This window comes from Acinetobacter sp. P37, assembly GCF_057480965.1.
The window spans coordinates 46,290-66,217 of record NZ_JBLIYY010000010.1 but is presented as its reverse complement, the minus strand read 5'-3'; the positions used below and the strand labels follow the sequence as shown (position 1 = coordinate 66,217).

The window sequence follows — 19,928 nt, the reverse complement described above, 5'->3', positions numbered from 1 at the left end:
AATGATTTCCGTCATCCTCACTCACTACAATAAGGGTTTATTGCTCAATAGAACAATCGACTCACTACAACCCGAAGATGAAAATTTACATGAAATTATTGTGGTGGATGACTGTTCTACAGATCCAGAATGGCCGACTAATTATCAATACTTATTGACCAATTATCCCAAAGTCAAAATTATCCAAAATACGAATAATAAAGGTCCTGCTGTTCGCCTAAACCAAGGCGCATTTACTGCAACTGGTGATTATCTCTTTTTCATGGATTCTGATGATATTCTGGCTCCAGATCGCTTAAATATGTTTTTACAAGAGATGCAAAAACAGCAAGCGGATTTGTGCTATGCAGAAAAAGTAAAGATTCACGATGTCAATGAAATTCAAAAACATACTACTGGAATCTGGGAATCTAGTACGACTCCCTTAAGCTATGTACTTGAAAATAATATTATGCAGATGTGCGTCATGTGTACGCGAGAATTATTTTTAAAGTCTAGAGGCTGCAATGAAAATATATTTATTCAAGATGAATCTCTAGCTTTAAACTTAGCCAGATATTCTCAAAAAATTATTTCTAGCGATTTACATAGTGTGTTTGTTATCTTAGATAAATCTGAAACAAAAACCATTCGTGGTGAAAATCGTTTATCTCGCCACTTAGAACAACAGCACCATGATATGTTTTTTACAATTAATGATTTTATTCAGGATAATCCAGAGCTTCTAGAAAAAGATAAAAAGCTACTCACTCAAAAGGCACTTTCAACCTACTGGAAAAGTATCCGTCATACTCCAAAACAAAAAATTTCAGACTTTTTCATCTATTTAACTTCACGTATCAATCCAATTTCAACTTGGGATACACATCGTCCAAAACTAATAACTTATTTCAACCAATTAGATCATGTACGTAAAATTAATAATAGAGAGTAATCAAGCTCTCTTACCTAATTTCATCCGCAACTTCACAGCAAACATTGAATCTTTTCCACTAATTTTAATCCGTTGTAATTGCATGAAATCTAGTGAGGTTTCATCAATCCCCTCTTTGGTGGTCACAGCATTGCTATAACCTGCTTCCTTTGCCATACGTACGTCACGGTCCGAATAAATACCAAATGGATAGGCAAAACTACTCACAGACGTATCAATTAACTGCTCTAATTGTTTTTTAGATTCTGTAAGTTCAAATAAGCATGCTGCATCATCCAATTTATCCAAATTGGCATGAGTCAAAGTATGAGAACCAATTTCAACCCAACCACTCTGTGCCAACTGCTTTATTTGCTCATCACTTAATTTCGGCTCACGCGCTAACTCACCGCTATTATGATGGGCTTTTTTATAGGTTGACCAATCTCTATCATGACGATCCACCACTACATAAATGGTGGCTTTGGCTTGATATTTTTCTAAGATTGGATAAGCATTTTCCAAATTATCCAGATAACCATCATCAAATGTAATGGCAACAGTTTTTTCTGGATGCCGTCCCCAATTTTGTTGCAACTCATGCATCGTCACAAAATGAAAACCTTCAGCTTTCATCCAAGCTACTTGCTTTTCAAACTCTTCAGGTTTCACCCGCAACTTATTAAATTTCGCCCCATCAATATGCTCGCGTACCATGTGATACATTAAAACACGTGGTCTTTTCCAGTCTACTGCAGGTTTCCACCATGCATATTTATAACTCAATACGAGTAAAATCATGAGGACAAAAATACAAATATAAATCACGACATGGACCAAACCAAAGTTTCTTGCCAAATAGTGCCACAGTCCTCCTCATAAGAAAAGTAGAGATCTCAATTTGAGATCACCATTTTCTATTTAAACATCCATTAAAAAAGCTGATTTCTGTTTAATACAAAAATCAGCTTTTTGAGTATTTTAAAGTGAGTTCAATATTATTGTGTACATAATGCTTGAGCTTCTTTAGCTTTCACCGTAGTAAACTTACTTGAACCATCCTGTGGTAAATTGATATTAATAAAAATTTGATCACTACTTTCATTTGGATTGGTAATTTCACGTCCCAATGAAGCCGCAACAATTTTACCCAATTCATAATTTGACATATAACAATTTGAATATTGAAGATTATCTACCCATTTCTCAGCACCGTTGACTCCAAACATCAGAACTGGAACAGCAGCAGATTGTAAAATTGGTGTACCATGTCCCCATAAACCATCTTCACCAAATAGTTCGCCATGATCCGATGTATAAAAAATGAGGGTTGGTTTAGAACTAACTTTTTGAGCAGATATTCTTAGAGCTTTAAAGAAGTCATCTTGAAAATGCATTGAGTTGTCATAAGTGTCGACCAATTTCGCAAACTCATCTTTACTGCCTGTATAAAAATTATAAGCTTTCGGATAGTTTTCTTCATAAGCAAAATGACTATTACGCTGATGTAAAACCATAAAATATGGTGTTTTCCCCAATGCCTCTTTTTTCTTTTCAATCAATTCGATTAATCGCATATCTGTTGTATTCTCTGGCATTTCTTTAGAGAACACATCATGGAATTGATCAATATCTTTCATGTTTACTAAAGAAGCGAGAACGCCAGACTTTTGATTAGAAAGATATAAGGTATTGCGACCAGTTTCTTTAGCAAGCGTAAATAAATTTGTTTGCATGGATAATAACTGCTCAGCATTATCTGGTTCATAAATAACATTAAGCAAAAGTGGAACACCTATACGTGTAGAAAAACCTCGACTGATGCCATAAAAATATTTAAACCCTGATTGCCCATTAAGTGAGCTCAAAAATGGGGTGGTTTGCCTTTCATAACCATATAAGCCCAAATGTTTAAATGCAGTACTTTCACCAACAACCACAATCACATTAAAGTCTTGCACTGTATCAATATTTTCAACACTGTATTTTGAATATACTTTTTTAGCTTCAGGTTCTGAAAATAAAGATTTACTGCTTCCAATTAAAAAGCTGGAAATACAATTAATGGTATTTCTCACAACTGGGTAATGTAGATTATTTTCAAAGACTTTTCCCTTTAAGGCTGGAACCATAAGTCCCATTAAACCTAATACGGCAACCATAAAAAAGAGGTATTTTTTATATCCTGCTTCTTTATTGTTTACATATTTCAAAATATAAATAGTATTTAAAACAATCAGCAGTAAATATAGACAGAGCGGAATAAGGAAAATTTTTATTCCACCAGACAATCCTCCCATAATATCGGCAAATTCATAAAAAAATTGACTAATATCATAAGGCATTAATAAACGGCCAAAATAGGTCAAAAAAACAATATTGGAACCAATAATGTAAATGATAAAGTTAGTTACAATTAAGGAAAAAGTTTTATACCCAGATAATAAACAGAGATAAAATAAAATGAAAACTAATAAGTAACTTTCAACATATTTTGAGAACTCAATACTTACTACGCCATTCTTTGTTAAAAAGTATTCTGCCCCCCCCAAAAAAAGCACTAAAAAAAATGTATAAAAAAAGTGAATTACACTCTTTTTATGTAGAAGCAATGTCATTCTTATCTCCAATAATGTTCTTGTATCAGGACTTGCTGCTATTTTCCTTAGATACAAATTTTGAACGCCACTGTACTTAAGTTTCGGCTTTTTTTCCATCATTTATTTTATTGATATTGTTCAAAAAAAGCGTAAGCGTTAGTCATTGCATTTTAGTATCTTAATTTATCTAGATGTTTATATTAAAGAATCTGTTCATTATTTGAATATTTCAACTGCAACTCGAGTTGCTTCAGCAAAATATTGTGGTTGAGCTAATTGAGACAAGGTAGTAAAACGAGTAATATACTGTTGATGAAAAAGGTGATCGACAGATGTTGTAATCCGATCTTCCTTCAACCGATCCACTTCAATCACCCCGACTTTACAACCCGCGGTGAGAGCCTCGTAAATCATTGAAACACTATCTTCAGTTACCCAAACCGCTTCGGCTTTTTGCATTTCTTCGAAAATCCAACCTTGCGGAGTGACTTCAACTGGGAAAATCTGTACTTTTTCAATATTTTTTAACTGTTTTAATTCTGCTAAAAACGCTTTTGGTGTGCGCCGTGAAGTGGTCAAAATGATTTCTGAATTTGGATTCAGCTCGACTATCTGTTGAATTGCATGAAGTACTTTAGCTGCATTCCACTGATGGCGTTTTGAAGAGCCACCCAAAGCGATTAGGATTCGACCATGCTGATGCCGCTCTTCATTTACAATAGGATTTAACGCACCTTGTGTCGTTAGTACTTTATTTGATGCTTGAATACCATCGTGCTGTGGAATCACAGCATAATCAAACCATGCAAACGGCAAGCTTGGCTTCATTAAAATAATGGTTTTGGCTTTGTTATACACTTTGCCTAACAGCCATACTCGAAAATGTGTGTGGCTACCGACGCCAAAAATATAGGTTGGCTCGTGTTCAACAGTATGAAGCTGATGGCTAAACAGCGCAGAAATAAGTGTCACTATAGGCAAATCATCAATTGAAATTTCTTGAAATGTGACTATTTCCTGAGATTGGCGCTGCATGGCTTTAAATAAACCCAAAGCTTGTGAGCGATGTCCTGCTTTACCATCACTGATATAAACAATATGCATAGTCACGTTCCCAAAAATTCAATATCTTCAAGCCAATAAAAAAGGCGAAACTTAGTTTCGCCTTTTCATCTTAACCGATCAGCTTATTTTACGTAAGTTAACCAGTGCGCATATTTAGGGTCTTTACCCTGAACCGCATTAAAGAATGCAGTTTGGATTTGCTCAGTGATTGGACCACGACAACCTTCACCAATTTGACGGTCATCATATTCACGGATTGGCGTCACTTCAGCAGCAGTACCTGTGAAGAATGCTTCATCAGCAATATAGAATTCGTCACGTGTAATACGACGTTCAACCACTTCAAAACCAAGGTCTTTCGCAATCGTAATAATGGTTTGACGGGTAATACCATCAAGTGCACCACCCGCGATGTCAGGAGTATGAATCACGCCATCACGAACTAAGAATACGTTTTCGCCTGAACCTTGACATACATAACCTTGTGGGTCGAGTAACATTGCTTCGTCATAGCCAGCATGTGCCACTTCTTGGTGTGCAAGAATTGACAAAGTATAGTTACCAGATGCTTTTGCTTTACACATGGTCACGTTTGGATGATGGTGCGTAAATGAAGACGTTTTAACACGAATACCCTTCGCCATCGCTTCATCACCAAGGTAAGCACCCCAGCTCCATGCAGCAACAACGGCATGAATTGTATTGTCAGTTGCTGCAATACCTAATTTTTCTGAACCAATAAAAATAATTGGGCGTAAATAGCAAGAAGCCAATTTATTTTCACGAACCACATCAATTTGAGCTTGTTCTAATGCTGCATGATCAAATGGGACTTTCATTTGATAAATTTTTGCAGAATTTAATAAACGCTTAGTGTGTTCTTTTAAACGGAAAATAGCCGTTCCATTCGGAGTTTCATAAGCACGGACGCCTTCAAACACACCCATGCTGTAATGCAATGTATGTGTTAATACGTGAGTTTTCGCCTCACGCCAGTCAACCAATTGTCCATCTTGCCAAATAAAACCATCACGATCAGCCAAGTTCATGGCACACACTCCAAATTTTTATACACAGTCATTTTTATCCAATGCAAACGTTGCAGTTGGATCAATTAATCTTTGCCATAGCTTGCAAACGACCACTCGGGTATCGTGCCAATCGTCAGCTGAAACTTGCATGGATTGATTCGCAAGTGCTAAACGGTGGCTCTCGGCTCGTTCACGGAGATAAGCTTGAATCAATGCTGTCGCATCGGCGCTGGATAAGCAATCCGTTCTTGCGGCATCCTCAAGGATTCGTACGTTGTCAGAGTAATGGGCGAGATCGGGATTCGACCCACTCCATGCTAATACTGCATACTGTGCCATAAATTCGATGTCAACGATACCACCTGCATCTTGTTTTAAATGAAAAATTCCATCTTTTTGCTGCTCTTTAGAAGAACCTAGATGGTCTTTCATTTTTTGGCGCATTTTGAGCACTTCTGCACGAACATTGTTCTCATCGCGTGGCTGAGTCAAAATATTGCAGCGCAAGTTTTCAATTTCAATCCGTAAACTGTGCTCACCTGCAATCGTTCTGGCACGTACTAAAGCTTGATGCTCCCAGACCCAAGCATTTTTATGTTGATATTGCTCAAAGGCTTTTAAGCTGGTCACCAGTAACCCCGCCTCTCCCGAAGGTCGTAAACGTGTATCCACCTCATACACTCGACCATCTAGGGTTTGCGTGGTCATTAAGGACATAAATTTTTGTGCCACCCGCATGGCAAATTCAAAGCCACTAATTGGTTTCTGTCCATCGGTATCGGCTTGTTCGTCCATATAGTGAATAAACACCAAATCCAAGTCCGAACCATAACCCAGCTCGATGCCACCCACCTTGCCATAGCCAATTACCGCGAAAGCCGTGTGATCAATCGAACAACGCTGCCCTTCTGCATCGATTGGATAACCATGTTTTTTGGCAACAATTTGATATGCCAAATGCAAGGTTGCATTCACCGACACTTCAGCAATATCGGTCAATGCATCCGATACTTTCATCAATGGGCTTTCGGCCAACACATCACTAGCAGCTACTGCTAAGACATTGGATTTTTTAAATAATCGAAGAACACGCATCTGATCTTCAACTTGATCAATTTCAATTCGAAGTAGTTGTTGACGTAGAGAGTCTTCTAAATCTTTACGCTTTGGTAGCTCAAAATCCATCGACAGAAACTCGTCCAACAGCACGGGATAATGCGTCAATTCTTCGCAGATCCAAGGACTCACTGTTGCCATTTTCACTAATCGTTGTAATGCCCCTTTGCTCTCAATCAGCATCACCAAATAGACTGTACGGCGCAGCACCGACTCCACCAAAGGCATGAGACGTAGTAAGGCCACCTGAGGTTTATCTGACTGTAATATCGCCTCAATGAGATGTGGCCAAAAGGTTTTTAAGCGCTGTACAGCTTTGGCAGGTAATTTTTTCAGCGCATGTCCATACCAAAATTCGTGAATTAAATTTTTGGCATCATCATCTAGAACATCGTTCAACTGGGCTTCTAAATGACTAAAACTTTCCAATAACGGATCGGGTTCTTTTTCTTTGATAAGATGTTCAAATTGGTAAATGACTTTGGCACGTTTCTGATTGAGCACATGCAAAAAGTCATCCCAAGATGCAAAACCTAAAGTATCTAAAATACGTTGGCGGGGTTCAGGCTCATGTGGCAACGATTGGGTTTGCTGATCATTGAGCGCTTGAATCGCATGTTCAATGCGACGTAAAAATAAATATGCATCTTCTAGATCAGCAACTGCGGTTTTTTCTAATAATCCAACTTCACCTAAATGATGCAGACTCACTAAACATTGACGGTCTTGCAACTCGAGTTTTGAACCGCCATAGATGAGCTGAAAGACTTGAACAATAAACTCAACTTCACGAATTCCGCCTGCACCGAGTTTAATATCATCTTCGATATTACGACGTAGCACTTCACGTTCGATCATGGCTTTCATGTCACGCATAGCTTCGAAAGCGGTGTAATCGACATATTTGCGGAAGACGAAAGGTCGGGTCATTTCCAATAACTCGGCGCCTTCTTTACCGCCCGTGACGATACGTGCCTTAATCCAGGCATAGCGTTCCCATTCGCGTCCATGCTGGCTTAAATATTTTTCTAATGCCGCATGACTGATTGCCAAGGCAGAACCATCACCCCATGGGCGAAGGCGCATATCTACACGGAAGACAAAACCATCTGCGGTAATATGGTCAAGCAGGTAAATTAATTTTTGTCCCCACAAAATACAGAACTGCTGTACATCGATACATTTTCGACCATTGGTTTCGCCCTGTTCATCAAAGGCAAAAATAAGATCAATATCACTTGAAAGATTAAGTTCCTGTGCACCAAGTTTTCCCATGGCAACCACAATTAGGTCTTGAACTTTCCCCTTATAGCCTAGCGGTTCGCCATATTTCGCAATCAACGGATTCAGCGCAAAATCTTTTGCCGCACAGATGGACGCATCGGCAAAGTCTGAAAGCTCTCGAGTTAAGGTGACGACATCGGTGAGTTGATTGGCATCTTGCCAAATCCAACGAAACATCAGACGTGCGCGCAGCACACGAATTGCACGCATCCAACTATTTTCATCTTGGATATCGGCAAGGCTGCTTGCGACAAAATGTTGAATTTGTGCTGTACTGAGCGAGGTTTGAAACTGATCAATTGCATAGTCTTGTTCTAAACTGGCCTGATGGATTCCGAGCACCTGTTCAGCATATTGACTGGCACGTAATGTTTTCTGCAATTGCTCCGCATTCATTTCACAAACCCTAGCGTGATTTTTTTCTAGTTATAACAGTTGATAACGCTTAGGGAAAAGTATTTTTAGGCTTTTATACCAATAGATGCGTATTAAAGTTCACTTAAGGTCCCATCTTTATAAGGTCGCATCTTTCTGTGCACTGCTACTCTCGGTATTTAGGGTTTGATGCAGGCTCGTCGCCTGTGGCAACCAGACTTTAAATTGTGTGCCTTCACCTTCTTTCGAATTCACCACAATTTCACCCTGATTTAAGTCCACAAAACGTTTACAAAGGACTAAACCCAACCCCGTACCACGTTCTCCTGCCGTACCTTTAATACTAACCGTCAGTTTTTGCTGAAATAAATCATCGATCTGAGCTTGGGTCATCCCCAATCCAGTATCTTGAATAGTGAATACAACCCGTTCTCCATCTCGATCGGCTGAAATCGTCACCACACCTCTACCATCGGTATGGGTAAATTTCAATGCGTTTGACACCAAGTTTTGCATCACTGATGTGATCATATTGATATCTGCATTGACTTTAATACCTTCAGGCACGGCATTGATCAGTCGAATATTTTTCTTCACAGCCAAGCTATTTAAGACATCACTGACGATTTTTGCAGACTGATGTAAATCAAAATTAATCGGGTGATAAACAAAGCGACCACCTTCTGCCATGGCCCAGTTCAACAGGCTTTCTAAGAGGTTATACGTCGATTGTGTGGTGTCATATAAATAGTCTGCAATATTTTGCACACTCGAATCATCTAAGGTATGACGCTCCTGTGCCAAAACTTCAGAAAATCCAAGTAGACCATGAAAAGGTGCTCTTAAATCATGCGCAATAATTTGGAAAAATTTAGTCTTACTAAAATTCAGTGCCGACTGCTGTTCATAGGCTTCTTTTAATTCGGCATTTTCAACACGAAGTTGAATAATATTGACTAGACTTTGTACAAATTCTTCAACGATCTTTAATTGTTTGGCTTCAAATGCAGTGACTTGATCATCGAATAAAATAACTTTACCGATAGATTCTTGATCATATTTTAAATCGAAAGCGACTAAACGCTGATGCCCTAATCCAAGTTCTTGCATATAGTCGGAATAAGCTTGGTAATTTTCAGCGTCTCGGTCTATACGAGAATGTTCAGCAAAAAACTGATCTAGACGATCATCATCAGCTTCGGCCATAAAGGCCTTAAATATGTGCTCTGACGCATACCATATATAAGGTTCATTTTTAAATGCGAGGACAGCATTATCGACTTGCACAATACCACGCGCGAACTTTAAAAATTCTGCAATGCGGTTGTCGTCGGTATAAACCCCCATCAATAAAGACAAACGACAGGCAGTTAATAATTCGGTTTGTGTACCAATATCCAGTAAACGTAAAGCCATCCCGTTGCTCTCCTCAGGGTTTATCTTAAAGATAAAAACCAACTGTTATGTTCAAGATTAATAGCAAAAATAGCCCAAACACTCAATAACAAAACCCAACAAAAAGACAAACATCATTTACGAATGCGCTATTTAATCGAACTTTCATCCAATTAGAAAATAAAAATATCTATAAAGAACATCATATTAAATGCAATACAAAAATTAAAACAATAAAATTAGAAACTTAAATTAATTTAAATTTTATTGACTGTTTATTTTAAATCGTACTTTTCGCGTTTTATTCAAACTAAAAACATGACCAAAAGAAATATTCATTTACATAAGACCTAAAAAACTGGGTTTAATTTTCTTTAACCACATCACAAAAAATAGTGAGTTTTATGACTATTCTATGACCAGATTGCTCATCAGGATGCTCGTTTCAGTCAGCTACACTAAATGAATCTATTTTTAAGTTTTTCTATTAGACTAATTTATTAGTTTTTATCAGTTATGTGTGTCATTTGAGCATTAAACCATACTTGCTTGCTTTTACTTTATTAAACTGAGCTAAAGATTCGTTTCATGCTTCTAGTGCACATGAACTCATTCACCCAAATGACTGAAGCTGAAAAAGTGCCATGCCTTATTCATCAGATATATAAGTTATCGCATAAACATTCCGCGAGCCTTCAAAGTCAAACGGAGCATCAAACTCACGTCGTTCTTTAATAAAGTCCCCAATCCTGACTAATTTTCGAACTTCCGCACCAAATCTACACCTAAAAGTTAAGGCATTCGGTTTGACCTATCAAACGCTTTGCTTTACAACTAAAACTTGAACGAGCCATAAAGAACAGATCAGCCCCCAAAAAATGATATAAATTTAATTGTTCAATAGCTTTAAGCTATGAATAACAAGCTTTCAATATTTCCCTTCTCGGTTTTGCGCTAAAATTGGGCGTCAAACTGCACTTCTTTTGTATCATTTTTCTACGAAATGACCACATCACAGGATCTTGCGTTGACTGAAAAGCAATGAACCCCGATACTTTCATAGTTTTATTTAAGCAAATCGGTTCATAGAGGCGAGCCACAAGCTCGAACCTCAAAGACACAATCTAAAGCAAGGGGCTATATATGGCTGGTGGAAAGTCAACTATCATCTACACACTGACCGACGAGGCGCCATTATTGGCGACTTACTCTCTGCTGCCGATCATTGAAACCTTTACTAAACCTGCTGGCGTTGAAATCGTTAAACGCGATATCTCAGTTGCAGCACGTGTACTCGCTGAATTTTCAGACTATCTAAGCGAAGAACAAAAGGTGCCAAATAACTTGGCAGAGCTTGGACAATTAACCCAAGATCCAAGCACAAACATTATCAAACTTCCGAACATCAGTGCTTCAGTTGGCCAATTAACTGCTTGCATTAAAGAATTACAGTCTAAAGGTTTTGCAATTCCGAACTACCCAGAAAACCCAGCGACTGAGGAAGAAAAAGAAATCAAGGCACGTTATAGCAAATGCCTAGGTTCTGCTGTAAATCCTGTACTTCGTGAAGGTAACTCTGACCGTCGTGCGCCTACTGCAGTAAAAAATTACGCGAAGAAACATCCGCACTCTATGAGCGAATGGAAGCAGTGGTCACAAACTCACGTTTCTCACATGGATGAAGGTGACTTCTACCACGGCGAAAAGTCTATGACTTTAGACCGCGCTCGCAATGTAAAAATGGAATTGATCACTAAGTCTGGTGAAACTGTTGTTCTTAAGCCTAAAGTTGCGCTTCAAGACGGCGAAATCATCGACTCAATGTTCATGAGCAAAAAAGCACTTTGCGACTTCTATGAAAAAGAATTAGATGATTGTAAAGAAGCAGGCATTTTGTTCTCTCTACACGTAAAAGCGACCATGATGAAGGTGTCTCACCCAATCGTTTTCGGTCACTGTGTGAAGATTTACTACAAAGATGCATTCGAAAAACACGGCAAATTGTTTGATGAGTTAGGTATTAACATCAACAACGGTATGTCTGGTCTTTACGAAAAAATTGAAACTCTTCCGACTTCTCTTCGTGAAGAAATCATTGCTGACTTACATGCTTGCCAAGAACACCGTCCTGCACTTGCAATGGTTGATTCTGCAAAAGGTATCACTAACTTCCACTCACCTAATGACGTAATTGTAGATGCATCTATGCCTGCAATGATCCGTGGTGGCGGTAAAATGTGGGGTGCTGACGGCAAACAGTACGACTGTAAAGCTGTAATGCCTGAATCTACTTTCGCGCGTATCTACCAAGAAATGATCAATTTCTGTAAATGGAATGGTAACTTTGACCCACGCACTATGGGTACTGTACCTAACGTTGGTTTGATGGCGCAAAAAGCTGAAGAATACGGTTCACACGACAAGACTTTCGAAATTCCTGAAGCAGGTATTGCAAACATCACTGACCTTGAAACAGGTGAAGTGTTGATGTCTCAAAACGTGGAAGAAGGCGACATCTGGCGTATGTGTCAAGTGAAAGACGCTCCGATCCGCGACTGGGTGAAACTTGCAGTAACTCGTGCACGTAACTCTGGCATGCCTGCGATCTTCTGGCTTGACCCATACCGTCCACACGAAAACGAACTCATCAAGAAAGTTCAAACTTACTTGAAAGACCACGACACTACTGGTTTAGACATTCAAATCATGTCTCAAGTACGTGCGATGCGTTACACACTTGAACGTGTTGCTCGTGGCCTAGATACAATTTCTGTAACTGGTAACATCCTACGTGACTACCTCACAGACTTGTTCCCGATTATGGAATTGGGTACTTCTGCGAAAATGCTTTCTATCGTGCCTCTAATGGCTGGTGGCGGCATGTACGAAACTGGTGCGGGTGGTTCTGCGCCTAAACACGTACAACAACTTGTAGAAGAAAACCACTTACGTTGGGATTCTTTAGGTGAGTTCTTGGCACTTGCGGTTTCTCTTGAAGAAATGGGCATCAAAGAAGACAACGCGAAAGCTAAACTTCTTGCAAATACGCTTGATGCTGCGACTGGTAAATTGCTTGACAATGACAAGTCTCCATCACGTCGTACTGGCGAACTTGACAACCGTGGCAGCCACTTCTACCTTGCTAAATACTGGGCTGAAGAACTTGCTGCGCAAGACGAAGATGCAGAGCTTAAAGCAAAATTCGCTCCTCTTGCTCAAGCACTTGCTGAAAACGAAGAAAAAATCGTTGCAGAACTTGCTGAAGTTCAAGGTAAAGCCGCGGACATCGGTGGTTACTACGCTGTAGATACAGCAAAAGTAAATGCTGTAATGCGTCCAAGCGCAACTTTAAATGCTGCTCTTGAGGCTGCCCAATAAGTTGATGCAAAACTAACTTAAGTTAGTGATGTAAAAAAACCAGCGCTTCGGCGCTGGTTTTTTGTTTGACAAAAGAATCGCTTTAGGGAATGTAATTATTTCTCAAATGAATTATAAAATTAAATACATCACTTTAATTTAAATAGTAAATGATTATCTTAAATTAAATTTATATTATTGAAATTCAATAGGTATCTTAAAATTCTTAAGCTCATTATTAACTGATCTAAGTATTTCTAAAGTAATTATTTTATTTTTAGTTAATTCCAAATCTTTAACTTTAATAAAGTTTTCAGGATCTAAAGTTTCTTTACCATTAATACTCACTATAACATCACCAATCAATACATTGGCATAATAAGCTCTAGATTGCTTAACTAGCATGGCGATATATACACCTGTATTTCTTTGATACAATCCCCTTTTATCTAATGGTATAGAAGATATCGTAACACCCAATAAACAGGACTTTTACTGATATCGTTTTTTACAAAAAATCCAACTGAGTAATCATAAATAAAATCCAAATTATTAGGATCATCTTGTGTGGTATAAGAATTTATAGAACTGTTAATCTTTGTGAATACTACATGAGTAGCACCAATTTTTTTAGCTTGGGAAGACAAATTTGAATGAGATAAGTTTCTATCTTTAAAATTACTAGAACCTAATATCTGAAAACTATTTTCTGCAAGTAAAGACGTAGTTTCTGGCACATTTCTAGTCTCCTGAATATTAACTTCCTCACCTAATTTCAAGTACTTGAAATTTGATCTATCTACAAGCCCCAAATCTGCAGGTTTATAAAATTTTTCAACATTGTTTCTAAATAATACACCATCACTCCGTGAAGAATTGGTATATTTTCCATTAGATAATGTCGAAGTCATTTTTTTTTGATCGGAATCTGATGAATATTCATTGACTTTTAACAATGTTACATTTGAATTTGTACTCAATCTATTTGTAATAAAAACCTCTCCATTTTTATCCTTATATGTATACATCGTATAACCATAAACTATAGAATTAGATAAAATTAGACAAAAAACTAATAAAAATTTCTTCATTACCCCTCCCCCAACTAATGACAATACTGACTCTAAGCTTTGATTATTTACTTATACTTTCATAACTGTAACAAATATATTATATTTACGAAAAATATAGAAGTTCATAAAAAAATCTGTCGAATCACCTTTGAACTGACTTTAATTCTTTTCAAAATTTAGAAATTTACTTTTATATTATTTCCGACCTAGAAGCCTTTTGAGCTTAAATATAATTCCTCCTCAACAATCAAAAAACGTATTCAGATTTCTTCTTTCAAGCTAATGCTAATAGCACTTCTAGAAATGAACCCGACTTTACCATTAGCTTTTCAACTTGAGTTGCTATTAATGGTTCTACTGATTTAGCCCTAGAGTATCCGAACAAAATTTAGATACTTATTCAGATGCTCATTTCACAAAGTGACCACCGGATATATGACTAATGAAATCGATAAGATTAGGACAAGAACAACTTAAACCATTAATTTCAGACAATAAAAAACCCCAAGTCTTAATAAGCTTGGGGTTTTTTAGAATTTTGGTCCCGAGGGTCGGACTCGAACCGACACATCATCTCTGATAGTGGATTTTGAATCCACCGCGTCTACCAATTTCACCACCTCGGGAAGGTGTTGAAACGTATAATAAACTGTTTCAAAAACTTGTCAACGCATCATGTTCTCATTTGATTAAAAATAAACCGTATAAGAATTTTTAGATGGATAATCCATCAATTTCAGCGTTAAAACCTAAAAAAGCTTATACTAAGCCAAATTTCATTATCCCCTTTTCAGATTTCTTAACATGCAACTTTCTGACTTTAACTTCAATCTCCCTGACGAACTCATTGCCCGCTATCCGCTTGAAACACGTAGTGCATCACGCCTGCTCCATCTCGATCTCAATGGTGAATATCACGACCATCATTTCACTGACATTTTAGACTTGCTCAATGAAGGTGACTTATTGGTACTGAACGATACCAAAGTGATGAAAGCTCGCTTAAAAGGCAAACGCGCTACAGGTGGTGCAGTTGAAGTCTTGGTTGAACGTATTCTTGACCCAAAAACCGCACATTGCCACATTAAAGCCAGTAATACGCCTAAAGAAGGTGCGGAATTATTTATTGGTCCAGACGAAGTTAAAGTGACCGTTCAAGGCCGTCATGAAAACTTATTTGTTGTGGAATTTTCACAGCCTATTTTACAAGTTTTAGATTTATACGGTGCTTTACCGATTCCGCCTTACTTTAACCGTGAAGCAGAAGCGATTGATACCGAACGTTATCAAACCGTGTTTAACGACCCAACCAAATTAGCGTCTGTCGCAGCACCAACAGCAAGCTTACATTTTGATGAAGCGCTACTCAAAAAATTGGCGGACAAAGGCGTAAATAAAACCTTTGTTACCTTGCATGTGGGTGCAGGTACATTTTTACCCGTGCGCACCAATGACATTGAAAATCACATCATGCACAGCGAATGGTGTGACGTGTCAGAAGAATCTATGGCTTTAATCCGTGAGACAAAAGCACGTGGCAATAAAGTTATTGCTGTCGGTACTACAGCGACTCGTGCGACTGAAAGTGCCGCTCAAGCCAATGGCGGCGAACTCAAGGGTTGGACTGGTGATACACAAATCTTTATCTACCCAGGTTATGAGTTCAAAGTAGTCGATCGCTTAATTACCAACTTCCATTTACCTGAATCTACCTTGCTCATGTTAGTGTCAGCGTTGTCCAGTCGAGATAATATTTTGAATGCCTATCACCATGCCGTCGAAAGCCAATATCGATTCTTTAGTTATGGTGATGCGATGTTAATTGATAATATTAACCACAAATAAAATTACGCCGAAATCATCCCTATGCCGATCGATTCTGTAAAGCACTCCATCCATATTCGTCGAAAAAAGAATGCTGTGGTTTTTCAGAATATCGCTCGGCTCTGGGATATAGGCCGAAACGCCAAAACACACCAAGAGCTCCTCGATGGACTGCATCCATGGAATGCACCCATTACGCTCAAATTTGAAAATTTACTCCCCCTAGCTTTAGCTGCACTGGGTATCGGCTTCATGCTATTTATTGTGATTCAGCCTGATCATGGCTGGGCACAGCTCTGCTTTGCAGCGGGCTTGGCCATGGTGTTCTGGGCCTATATTAGCTATGAAAAAGATGATCCGCTCGAAGAAGTTATTGCGTTTTTAGAAACCGAATGCATTGCCAGAAAATACCAATTGGCTTTTAACCGACAGCCTCAATACATTTCAATGCCACTGAATAATCTGCAATTTATTGGCAATCTTAAACGTATGTTCCCCGTGTTTAAACAAGGCAGCCTTTCGAATGATATTCAGACCTTCGCGAGCACCGTTTGGGAAGACGAAAATCAGCAACAGCATCAAGTCATGGTCTTTCATTATCACTATGTAAATGAACTGAAGGTACGTGACAAAGACGGTGATGAAGTCACGGTTAAAGAAATTCATAAAGACCTGTGGGGCATATTTGTTTTTGATATTGGCATCCATGGACTTGCCGTATCTGCAACAGGCAAAAACTTTGGCTATCCTTATAGTTTTCCTTGGCACAGCAGCGACATTCAAACCAATCAAAAATTAAAGTTTTATGGCGAGAACCAAATGGAAATCGCTAAATTGCTCAGCCCGGGCTTTGTCCTCCGACTAGCGGATTTTTTTCAAAACCGTGAAGGTGATCTGCTATTTCATCCGAGCCACCGCATAATGTGCTATCTTGGCTCTACAGATTTATTTAAAGTCAGTAGTAAAGCAAAACGAATTAAGGATGTTTCGGCATTGCGTGGACATCTCAGAACCTTTAAATTAAATGCTTTAGAAAATTTGAAAAACGACTTAACGCAGTTTTTAAAATAGATTTCATATAATAATGTTTTAAATTACGACCTTTTATCTTGAGGATAAAATTTTATGGGGCTTTTGATCTTTGTTTTAATCATCATTGCATTGGTGATTGGTGCAATCATGATTCGCAACAATATTGTCCGACATCACAATGCAACCATTCGTGCATGGTCAGATGTAGCTAGCTATGAACGTCAAAAAATCAAAATTTTAGATGGATTACAGCCTTTGGTTGAGCAATATTCCAATTTTGAACAAGGGACTTTGGCAAAAGTCACTGAACTCCGTCAAAATATTATGAATTTGAACGTAAATAGTACCGATGTCAGCCAATTACAGCGTATCGAAGCCTTAAATCAAGATCTGATGCGCAGTCTGAATGTTGTGGTTGAAAACTATCCTGAGCTCAAAGCCAATGATATTTATCTGAAAATGATGAATGAAATTGAAGAACAAAACGAAAATGTCGGTGCGGCGATTACTATTTTTAACCGCAACGTTGAGTTGTTCAACAACCACATTCAAGTGTTTCCTAACAATATTATTAATACGCTATTGCTGAGTAAAAAAGCGGTTCGCCCTTTCCGCGATCAAGCTGCCAGCCAAAATTTTGATTATCGTCCGAACTTTTAAGTTCGGGCTTTAATGCACAAAAGTAAAAAAATAATGATGAGGTGATCAAGCACCTCCAAAACTAGAAAGAAAAATAAAATATGCAAAATCAAATTAATGCACTGAAAAATGTGCTGATTCAGGCGTTTTTCAAACTCTATGAGCAGCACCAAGACGACCATATTTACGCATGTACGTTGGTGTTCAATCCCTATTTTTCCATGGACTATATCGCAGTCTCTACGCAGCGTAGTATTTTTGCCGAAGATGAAGATTCTGCTCAATATCTTGCAGCGCATGATCGATGGAATGTGTCGAAATGGCGCTATCGTAGCCTACTGGCTTTAAGTCAAGACTTGGCGCAGTTTAAACTGACATCTGTAAATGAAGTGGGCCATTTAAACTTTGATCCATCTTCTATAAAAAGTACGATAAAGTCTGAATCGGCTAACCATCTTTCAATCTTGCTCAATGCCATACAACAAACAAAAGTCGACTTGGTTCAGTCCTACGGCATTGAATTGGACAATATTCTGTTTTTTATCACGGTCCAGACACAGCCTGAAATAGAAATTTATTCAGCTCAGGTTTTAAATACTCCAAGCACACAACTTGACGATTTTCTCAAATCCAAACAACCACTCAAGCTCGACAGCTTACCCAAGCGTATGAAGCTGTCTCAGTATGATAAAGACCTGCTGATTGATTTGGCTCAAATCGTTGAAATACAACCTTATAACTATTTACATGTAGCTAATGAAGTCTATCTTTTAAGCTTAGAAAAAAGCTATGCAACCACGAACCCCTATATTCAAAAGCTCATTGACAGCATCGTAGCCATGACATCGGACCCGAAAGGTACGTTTGCGATGGATAAAGAAGAAATTTTGCAGCGAATTAACCAGTTTTATTTTAATGCCAAGAGTTCAGATGAAGCCCTGTCACAAGATGCGATCTATAAATTTACAGACTTAACACCCGACAAAGCTAGCGTTTAACCGCAGAATCAAGGAAAATAGAGCACTTTTAGCACTCTTACCATCAGCGAACTGTTTTTTCGCCTTGATCTGGACCTTGTATGAAGTTTGAAAAATTGGCGCAATCGGGCCGTGCTCGTCGCGGCCGTTTAACCCTTGAACATGGTGTTGTTGAAACACCTATGTTCATGCCTGTCGGTACTTACGGTACTGTAAAAGGCATGCTCCCACGTGACATTAAAGAAATTAAATCCCAAGTTATTTTGGGCAATACCTTCCATTTATATCTTCGCCCAGGCCTAGATGTCATTCGTGAACATGGTGGTTTACACCAATTCATGAAATGGAATAACCCGATTTTGACAGATTCAGGCGGTTTCCAAGTCTTCAGTCTTGGCGCTATGCGCAAAATTAAAGAAGAGGGCGTGACTTTCCGCTCTCCGATTGATGGCTCTAAAGTCTTTTTATCTCCTGAAATTTCGATGGATATTCAGCACACACTGAATTCAGACATCGTGATGATTTTTGATGAATGTACGCCTTATCCTGCGACACATGAAGAAGCGCAAAAATCATTGCAGCTTTCATTGCGTTGGGCGAAACGTTGTAAGACTCAACATCATGACGTGCTGAAAAACCGTAATGCACTATTTGGTATTATCCAAGGCGGCATGTATGAAGATTTACGTGATGAATCTTTAAATGGTCTCAAAGAAATTGATTTTGATGGTTATGCCATTGGCGGCTTGTCTGTTGGCGAACCTAAAGAAGAAATGATCAAAGTATTGGATTATCTTCCAGAGAAAATGCCTGCGGATAAACCACGTTACTTGATGGGTGTCGGTAAACCAGAAGATATCGTAGAAGCGGTTCGTCGCGGTGTCGATATGTTTGACTGTGTAATGCCAACTCGAAATGCACGTAATGGTCATTATTTTGTGACCGACGGTTTAGTGCGTATTCGTAATGCCAAATATCGTCATGATCAAAGTCCGCTTGACCCACATTGCGACTGTTATACATGTACAAACTTCACCAAATCTTATCTCTTCCATCTTGAGAAATGCGGCGAAATGCTCGGTTCGATGCTCGGTACTATTCATAACTTACGTTATTACCTACGTCTAACTGAAGCGATGCGTGATGCTCTTGACCATGGCACTTTTGATGAGTTTGTTGAAGACTTTTATCGTCGTCGCGGCATGGAAGTGCCACCTTGTCCTCAAGATTAATTCTTTCAGCATTTG

Annotated in this window: 15 protein-coding genes and 1 tRNA gene; 7 read left to right on the top strand and 9 right to left on the bottom strand. The window is 38.5% G+C overall.

The features are described 5' to 3' along the window. Position 1: 1 nt before the first annotated feature. Positions 2 to 934 (top strand): glycosyltransferase family 2 protein, encoded by a 933-nt coding sequence (locus AC25JC_RS10735; protein WP_486924002.1) that lies wholly within the window; start codon positions 2 to 4, stop codon positions 932 to 934. Here the strand turns inward: AC25JC_RS10735 and AC25JC_RS10730 are convergent, their stop codons facing one another. From AC25JC_RS10730 to AC25JC_RS10705, 6 genes are all read right to left on the bottom strand, one after another. Continuing rightward, on the bottom strand, positions 935 to 1,741 hold the full coding sequence (locus AC25JC_RS10730) for a polysaccharide deacetylase family protein (RefSeq protein WP_180106719.1): 807 nt from the start codon (positions 1,739 to 1,741) through the stop codon (positions 935 to 937). 170 nt (positions 1,742 to 1,911) lie between these two features. Continuing rightward, the gene (locus AC25JC_RS10725) at positions 1,912 to 3,633 is read right to left on the bottom strand and encodes a sulfatase-like hydrolase/transferase (RefSeq protein ID WP_486924001.1); all 1,722 of its coding nucleotides are present in this window, start codon (positions 3,631 to 3,633) and stop codon (positions 1,912 to 1,914) included. A 96-nt stretch (positions 3,634 to 3,729) separates the two neighbouring features. Beyond that, positions 3,730 to 4,617, bottom strand: a complete 888-nt coding sequence (locus tag AC25JC_RS10720) for a mitochondrial fission ELM1 family protein (protein WP_486924000.1) — start codon at positions 4,615 to 4,617, stop codon at positions 3,730 to 3,732. A gap of 83 nt (positions 4,618 to 4,700) precedes the next feature. Continuing rightward, complete coding sequence (locus AC25JC_RS10715) at positions 4,701 to 5,627, bottom strand: branched-chain amino acid transaminase (RefSeq protein ID WP_078191262.1); 927 nt, start codon at positions 5,625 to 5,627, stop codon at positions 4,701 to 4,703. Positions 5,628 to 5,645: 18 nt separating this feature from the next. Further along, complete coding sequence (gene glnE / locus AC25JC_RS10710) at positions 5,646 to 8,405, bottom strand: bifunctional [glutamate--ammonia ligase]-adenylyl-L-tyrosine phosphorylase/[glutamate--ammonia-ligase] adenylyltransferase (protein WP_180116405.1); 2,760 nt, start codon at positions 8,403 to 8,405, stop codon at positions 5,646 to 5,648. Between the two features lie 117 nt (positions 8,406 to 8,522). Then, the gene (locus AC25JC_RS10705) at positions 8,523 to 9,800 is read right to left on the bottom strand and encodes a sensor histidine kinase (protein ID WP_180066678.1); all 1,278 of its coding nucleotides are present in this window, start codon (positions 9,798 to 9,800) and stop codon (positions 8,523 to 8,525) included. Positions 9,801 to 10,922: 1,122 nt separating this feature from the next. Here AC25JC_RS10705 and AC25JC_RS10700 point away from each other — a divergent pair. After that, positions 10,923 to 13,157 (top strand): NADP-dependent isocitrate dehydrogenase, encoded by a 2,235-nt coding sequence (locus tag AC25JC_RS10700; RefSeq protein WP_180172348.1) that lies wholly within the window; start codon positions 10,923 to 10,925, stop codon positions 13,155 to 13,157. Between the two features lie 174 nt (positions 13,158 to 13,331). Here AC25JC_RS10700 and AC25JC_RS10695 read toward each other — a convergent pair whose 3' ends face one another. From AC25JC_RS10695 to AC25JC_RS10685, 3 genes are all read right to left on the bottom strand, one after another. After that, positions 13,332 to 13,574: a PDZ domain-containing protein gene (locus tag AC25JC_RS10695; protein WP_486924037.1), complete on the bottom strand. Its 243-nt coding sequence runs from the start codon at positions 13,572 to 13,574 to the stop codon at positions 13,332 to 13,334. A gap of 11 nt (positions 13,575 to 13,585) precedes the next feature. Continuing rightward, positions 13,586 to 14,227 (bottom strand): hypothetical protein, encoded by a 642-nt coding sequence (locus tag AC25JC_RS10690; protein WP_486923999.1) that lies wholly within the window; start codon positions 14,225 to 14,227, stop codon positions 13,586 to 13,588. Between the two features lie 521 nt (positions 14,228 to 14,748). Then, positions 14,749 to 14,835: transfer RNA gene (locus AC25JC_RS10685), tRNA-Leu, on the bottom strand. A 178-nt stretch (positions 14,836 to 15,013) separates the two neighbouring features. Here AC25JC_RS10685 and queA point away from each other — a divergent pair. The 5 genes from queA to tgt all read left to right on the top strand — a co-directional run bounded on the left by queA (position 15,014) and on the right by tgt (position 19,913). Beyond that, the gene (gene queA, locus AC25JC_RS10680) at positions 15,014 to 16,054 is read left to right on the top strand and encodes a tRNA preQ1(34) S-adenosylmethionine ribosyltransferase-isomerase QueA (protein ID WP_180024560.1); all 1,041 of its coding nucleotides are present in this window, start codon (positions 15,014 to 15,016) and stop codon (positions 16,052 to 16,054) included. Between the two features lie 21 nt (positions 16,055 to 16,075). After that, complete coding sequence (locus AC25JC_RS10675; protein ID WP_486923998.1) at positions 16,076 to 17,104, top strand: hypothetical protein; 1,029 nt, start codon at positions 16,076 to 16,078, stop codon at positions 17,102 to 17,104. 54 nt (positions 17,105 to 17,158) lie between these two features. Continuing rightward, positions 17,159 to 17,725 carry a LemA family protein gene (locus tag AC25JC_RS10670; protein ID WP_078191268.1) on the top strand — a complete coding sequence of 189 codons (567 nt, stop codon included), beginning with the start codon at positions 17,159 to 17,161 and terminating at the stop codon, positions 17,723 to 17,725. An 80-nt stretch (positions 17,726 to 17,805) separates the two neighbouring features. Further along, entirely contained in the window at positions 17,806 to 18,702 is an 897-nt protein-coding gene (locus AC25JC_RS10665) for a DUF4303 domain-containing protein (RefSeq protein WP_249733523.1), read from the top strand. An 80-nt stretch (positions 18,703 to 18,782) separates the two neighbouring features. Further along, positions 18,783 to 19,913: a tRNA guanosine(34) transglycosylase Tgt gene (gene tgt, locus AC25JC_RS10660; protein WP_078194179.1), complete on the top strand. Its 1,131-nt coding sequence runs from the start codon at positions 18,783 to 18,785 to the stop codon at positions 19,911 to 19,913. The last annotated feature ends 15 nt before the right edge of the window (positions 19,914 to 19,928 follow it).

What these genes read in the sequence shown, in the direction of transcription:
- AC25JC_RS10700 (WP_180172348.1), top strand. Translation starts at nt 10,923, where the DNA reads ATGGCTGGTGGAAAGTCAACTATCATCTACACACTGACCGACGAGGCG.
- tgt (WP_078194179.1), top strand. Translation starts at nt 18,783, where the DNA reads ATGAAGTTTGAAAAATTGGCGCAATCGGGCCGTGCTCGTCGCGGCCGT.
- AC25JC_RS10735 (WP_486924002.1), top strand. Translation starts at nt 2, where the DNA reads ATGATTTCCGTCATCCTCACTCACTACAATAAGGGTTTATTGCTCAAT.
- AC25JC_RS10705 (WP_180066678.1), bottom strand. Translation starts at nt 9,800, where the DNA reads ATGGCTTTACGTTTACTGGATATTGGTACACAAACCGAATTATTAACT.
- glnE (WP_180116405.1), bottom strand. Translation starts at nt 8,405, where the DNA reads ATGAATGCGGAGCAATTGCAGAAAACATTACGTGCCAGTCAATATGCT.
- AC25JC_RS10665 (WP_249733523.1), top strand. Translation starts at nt 17,806, where the DNA reads ATGCAAAATCAAATTAATGCACTGAAAAATGTGCTGATTCAGGCGTTT.
- queA (WP_180024560.1), top strand. Translation starts at nt 15,014, where the DNA reads ATGCAACTTTCTGACTTTAACTTCAATCTCCCTGACGAACTCATTGCC.
- AC25JC_RS10715 (WP_078191262.1), bottom strand. Translation starts at nt 5,627, where the DNA reads ATGAACTTGGCTGATCGTGATGGTTTTATTTGGCAAGATGGACAATTG.
- AC25JC_RS10675 (WP_486923998.1), top strand. Translation starts at nt 16,076, where the DNA reads ATGCCGATCGATTCTGTAAAGCACTCCATCCATATTCGTCGAAAAAAG.
- AC25JC_RS10670 (WP_078191268.1), top strand. Translation starts at nt 17,159, where the DNA reads ATGGGGCTTTTGATCTTTGTTTTAATCATCATTGCATTGGTGATTGGT.
- AC25JC_RS10720 (WP_486924000.1), bottom strand. Translation starts at nt 4,617, where the DNA reads ATGCATATTGTTTATATCAGTGATGGTAAAGCAGGACATCGCTCACAA.
- AC25JC_RS10725 (WP_486924001.1), bottom strand. Translation starts at nt 3,633, where the DNA reads ATGATGGAAAAAAAGCCGAAACTTAAGTACAGTGGCGTTCAAAATTTG.
- AC25JC_RS10690 (WP_486923999.1), bottom strand. Translation starts at nt 14,227, where the DNA reads ATGAAGAAATTTTTATTAGTTTTTTGTCTAATTTTATCTAATTCTATA.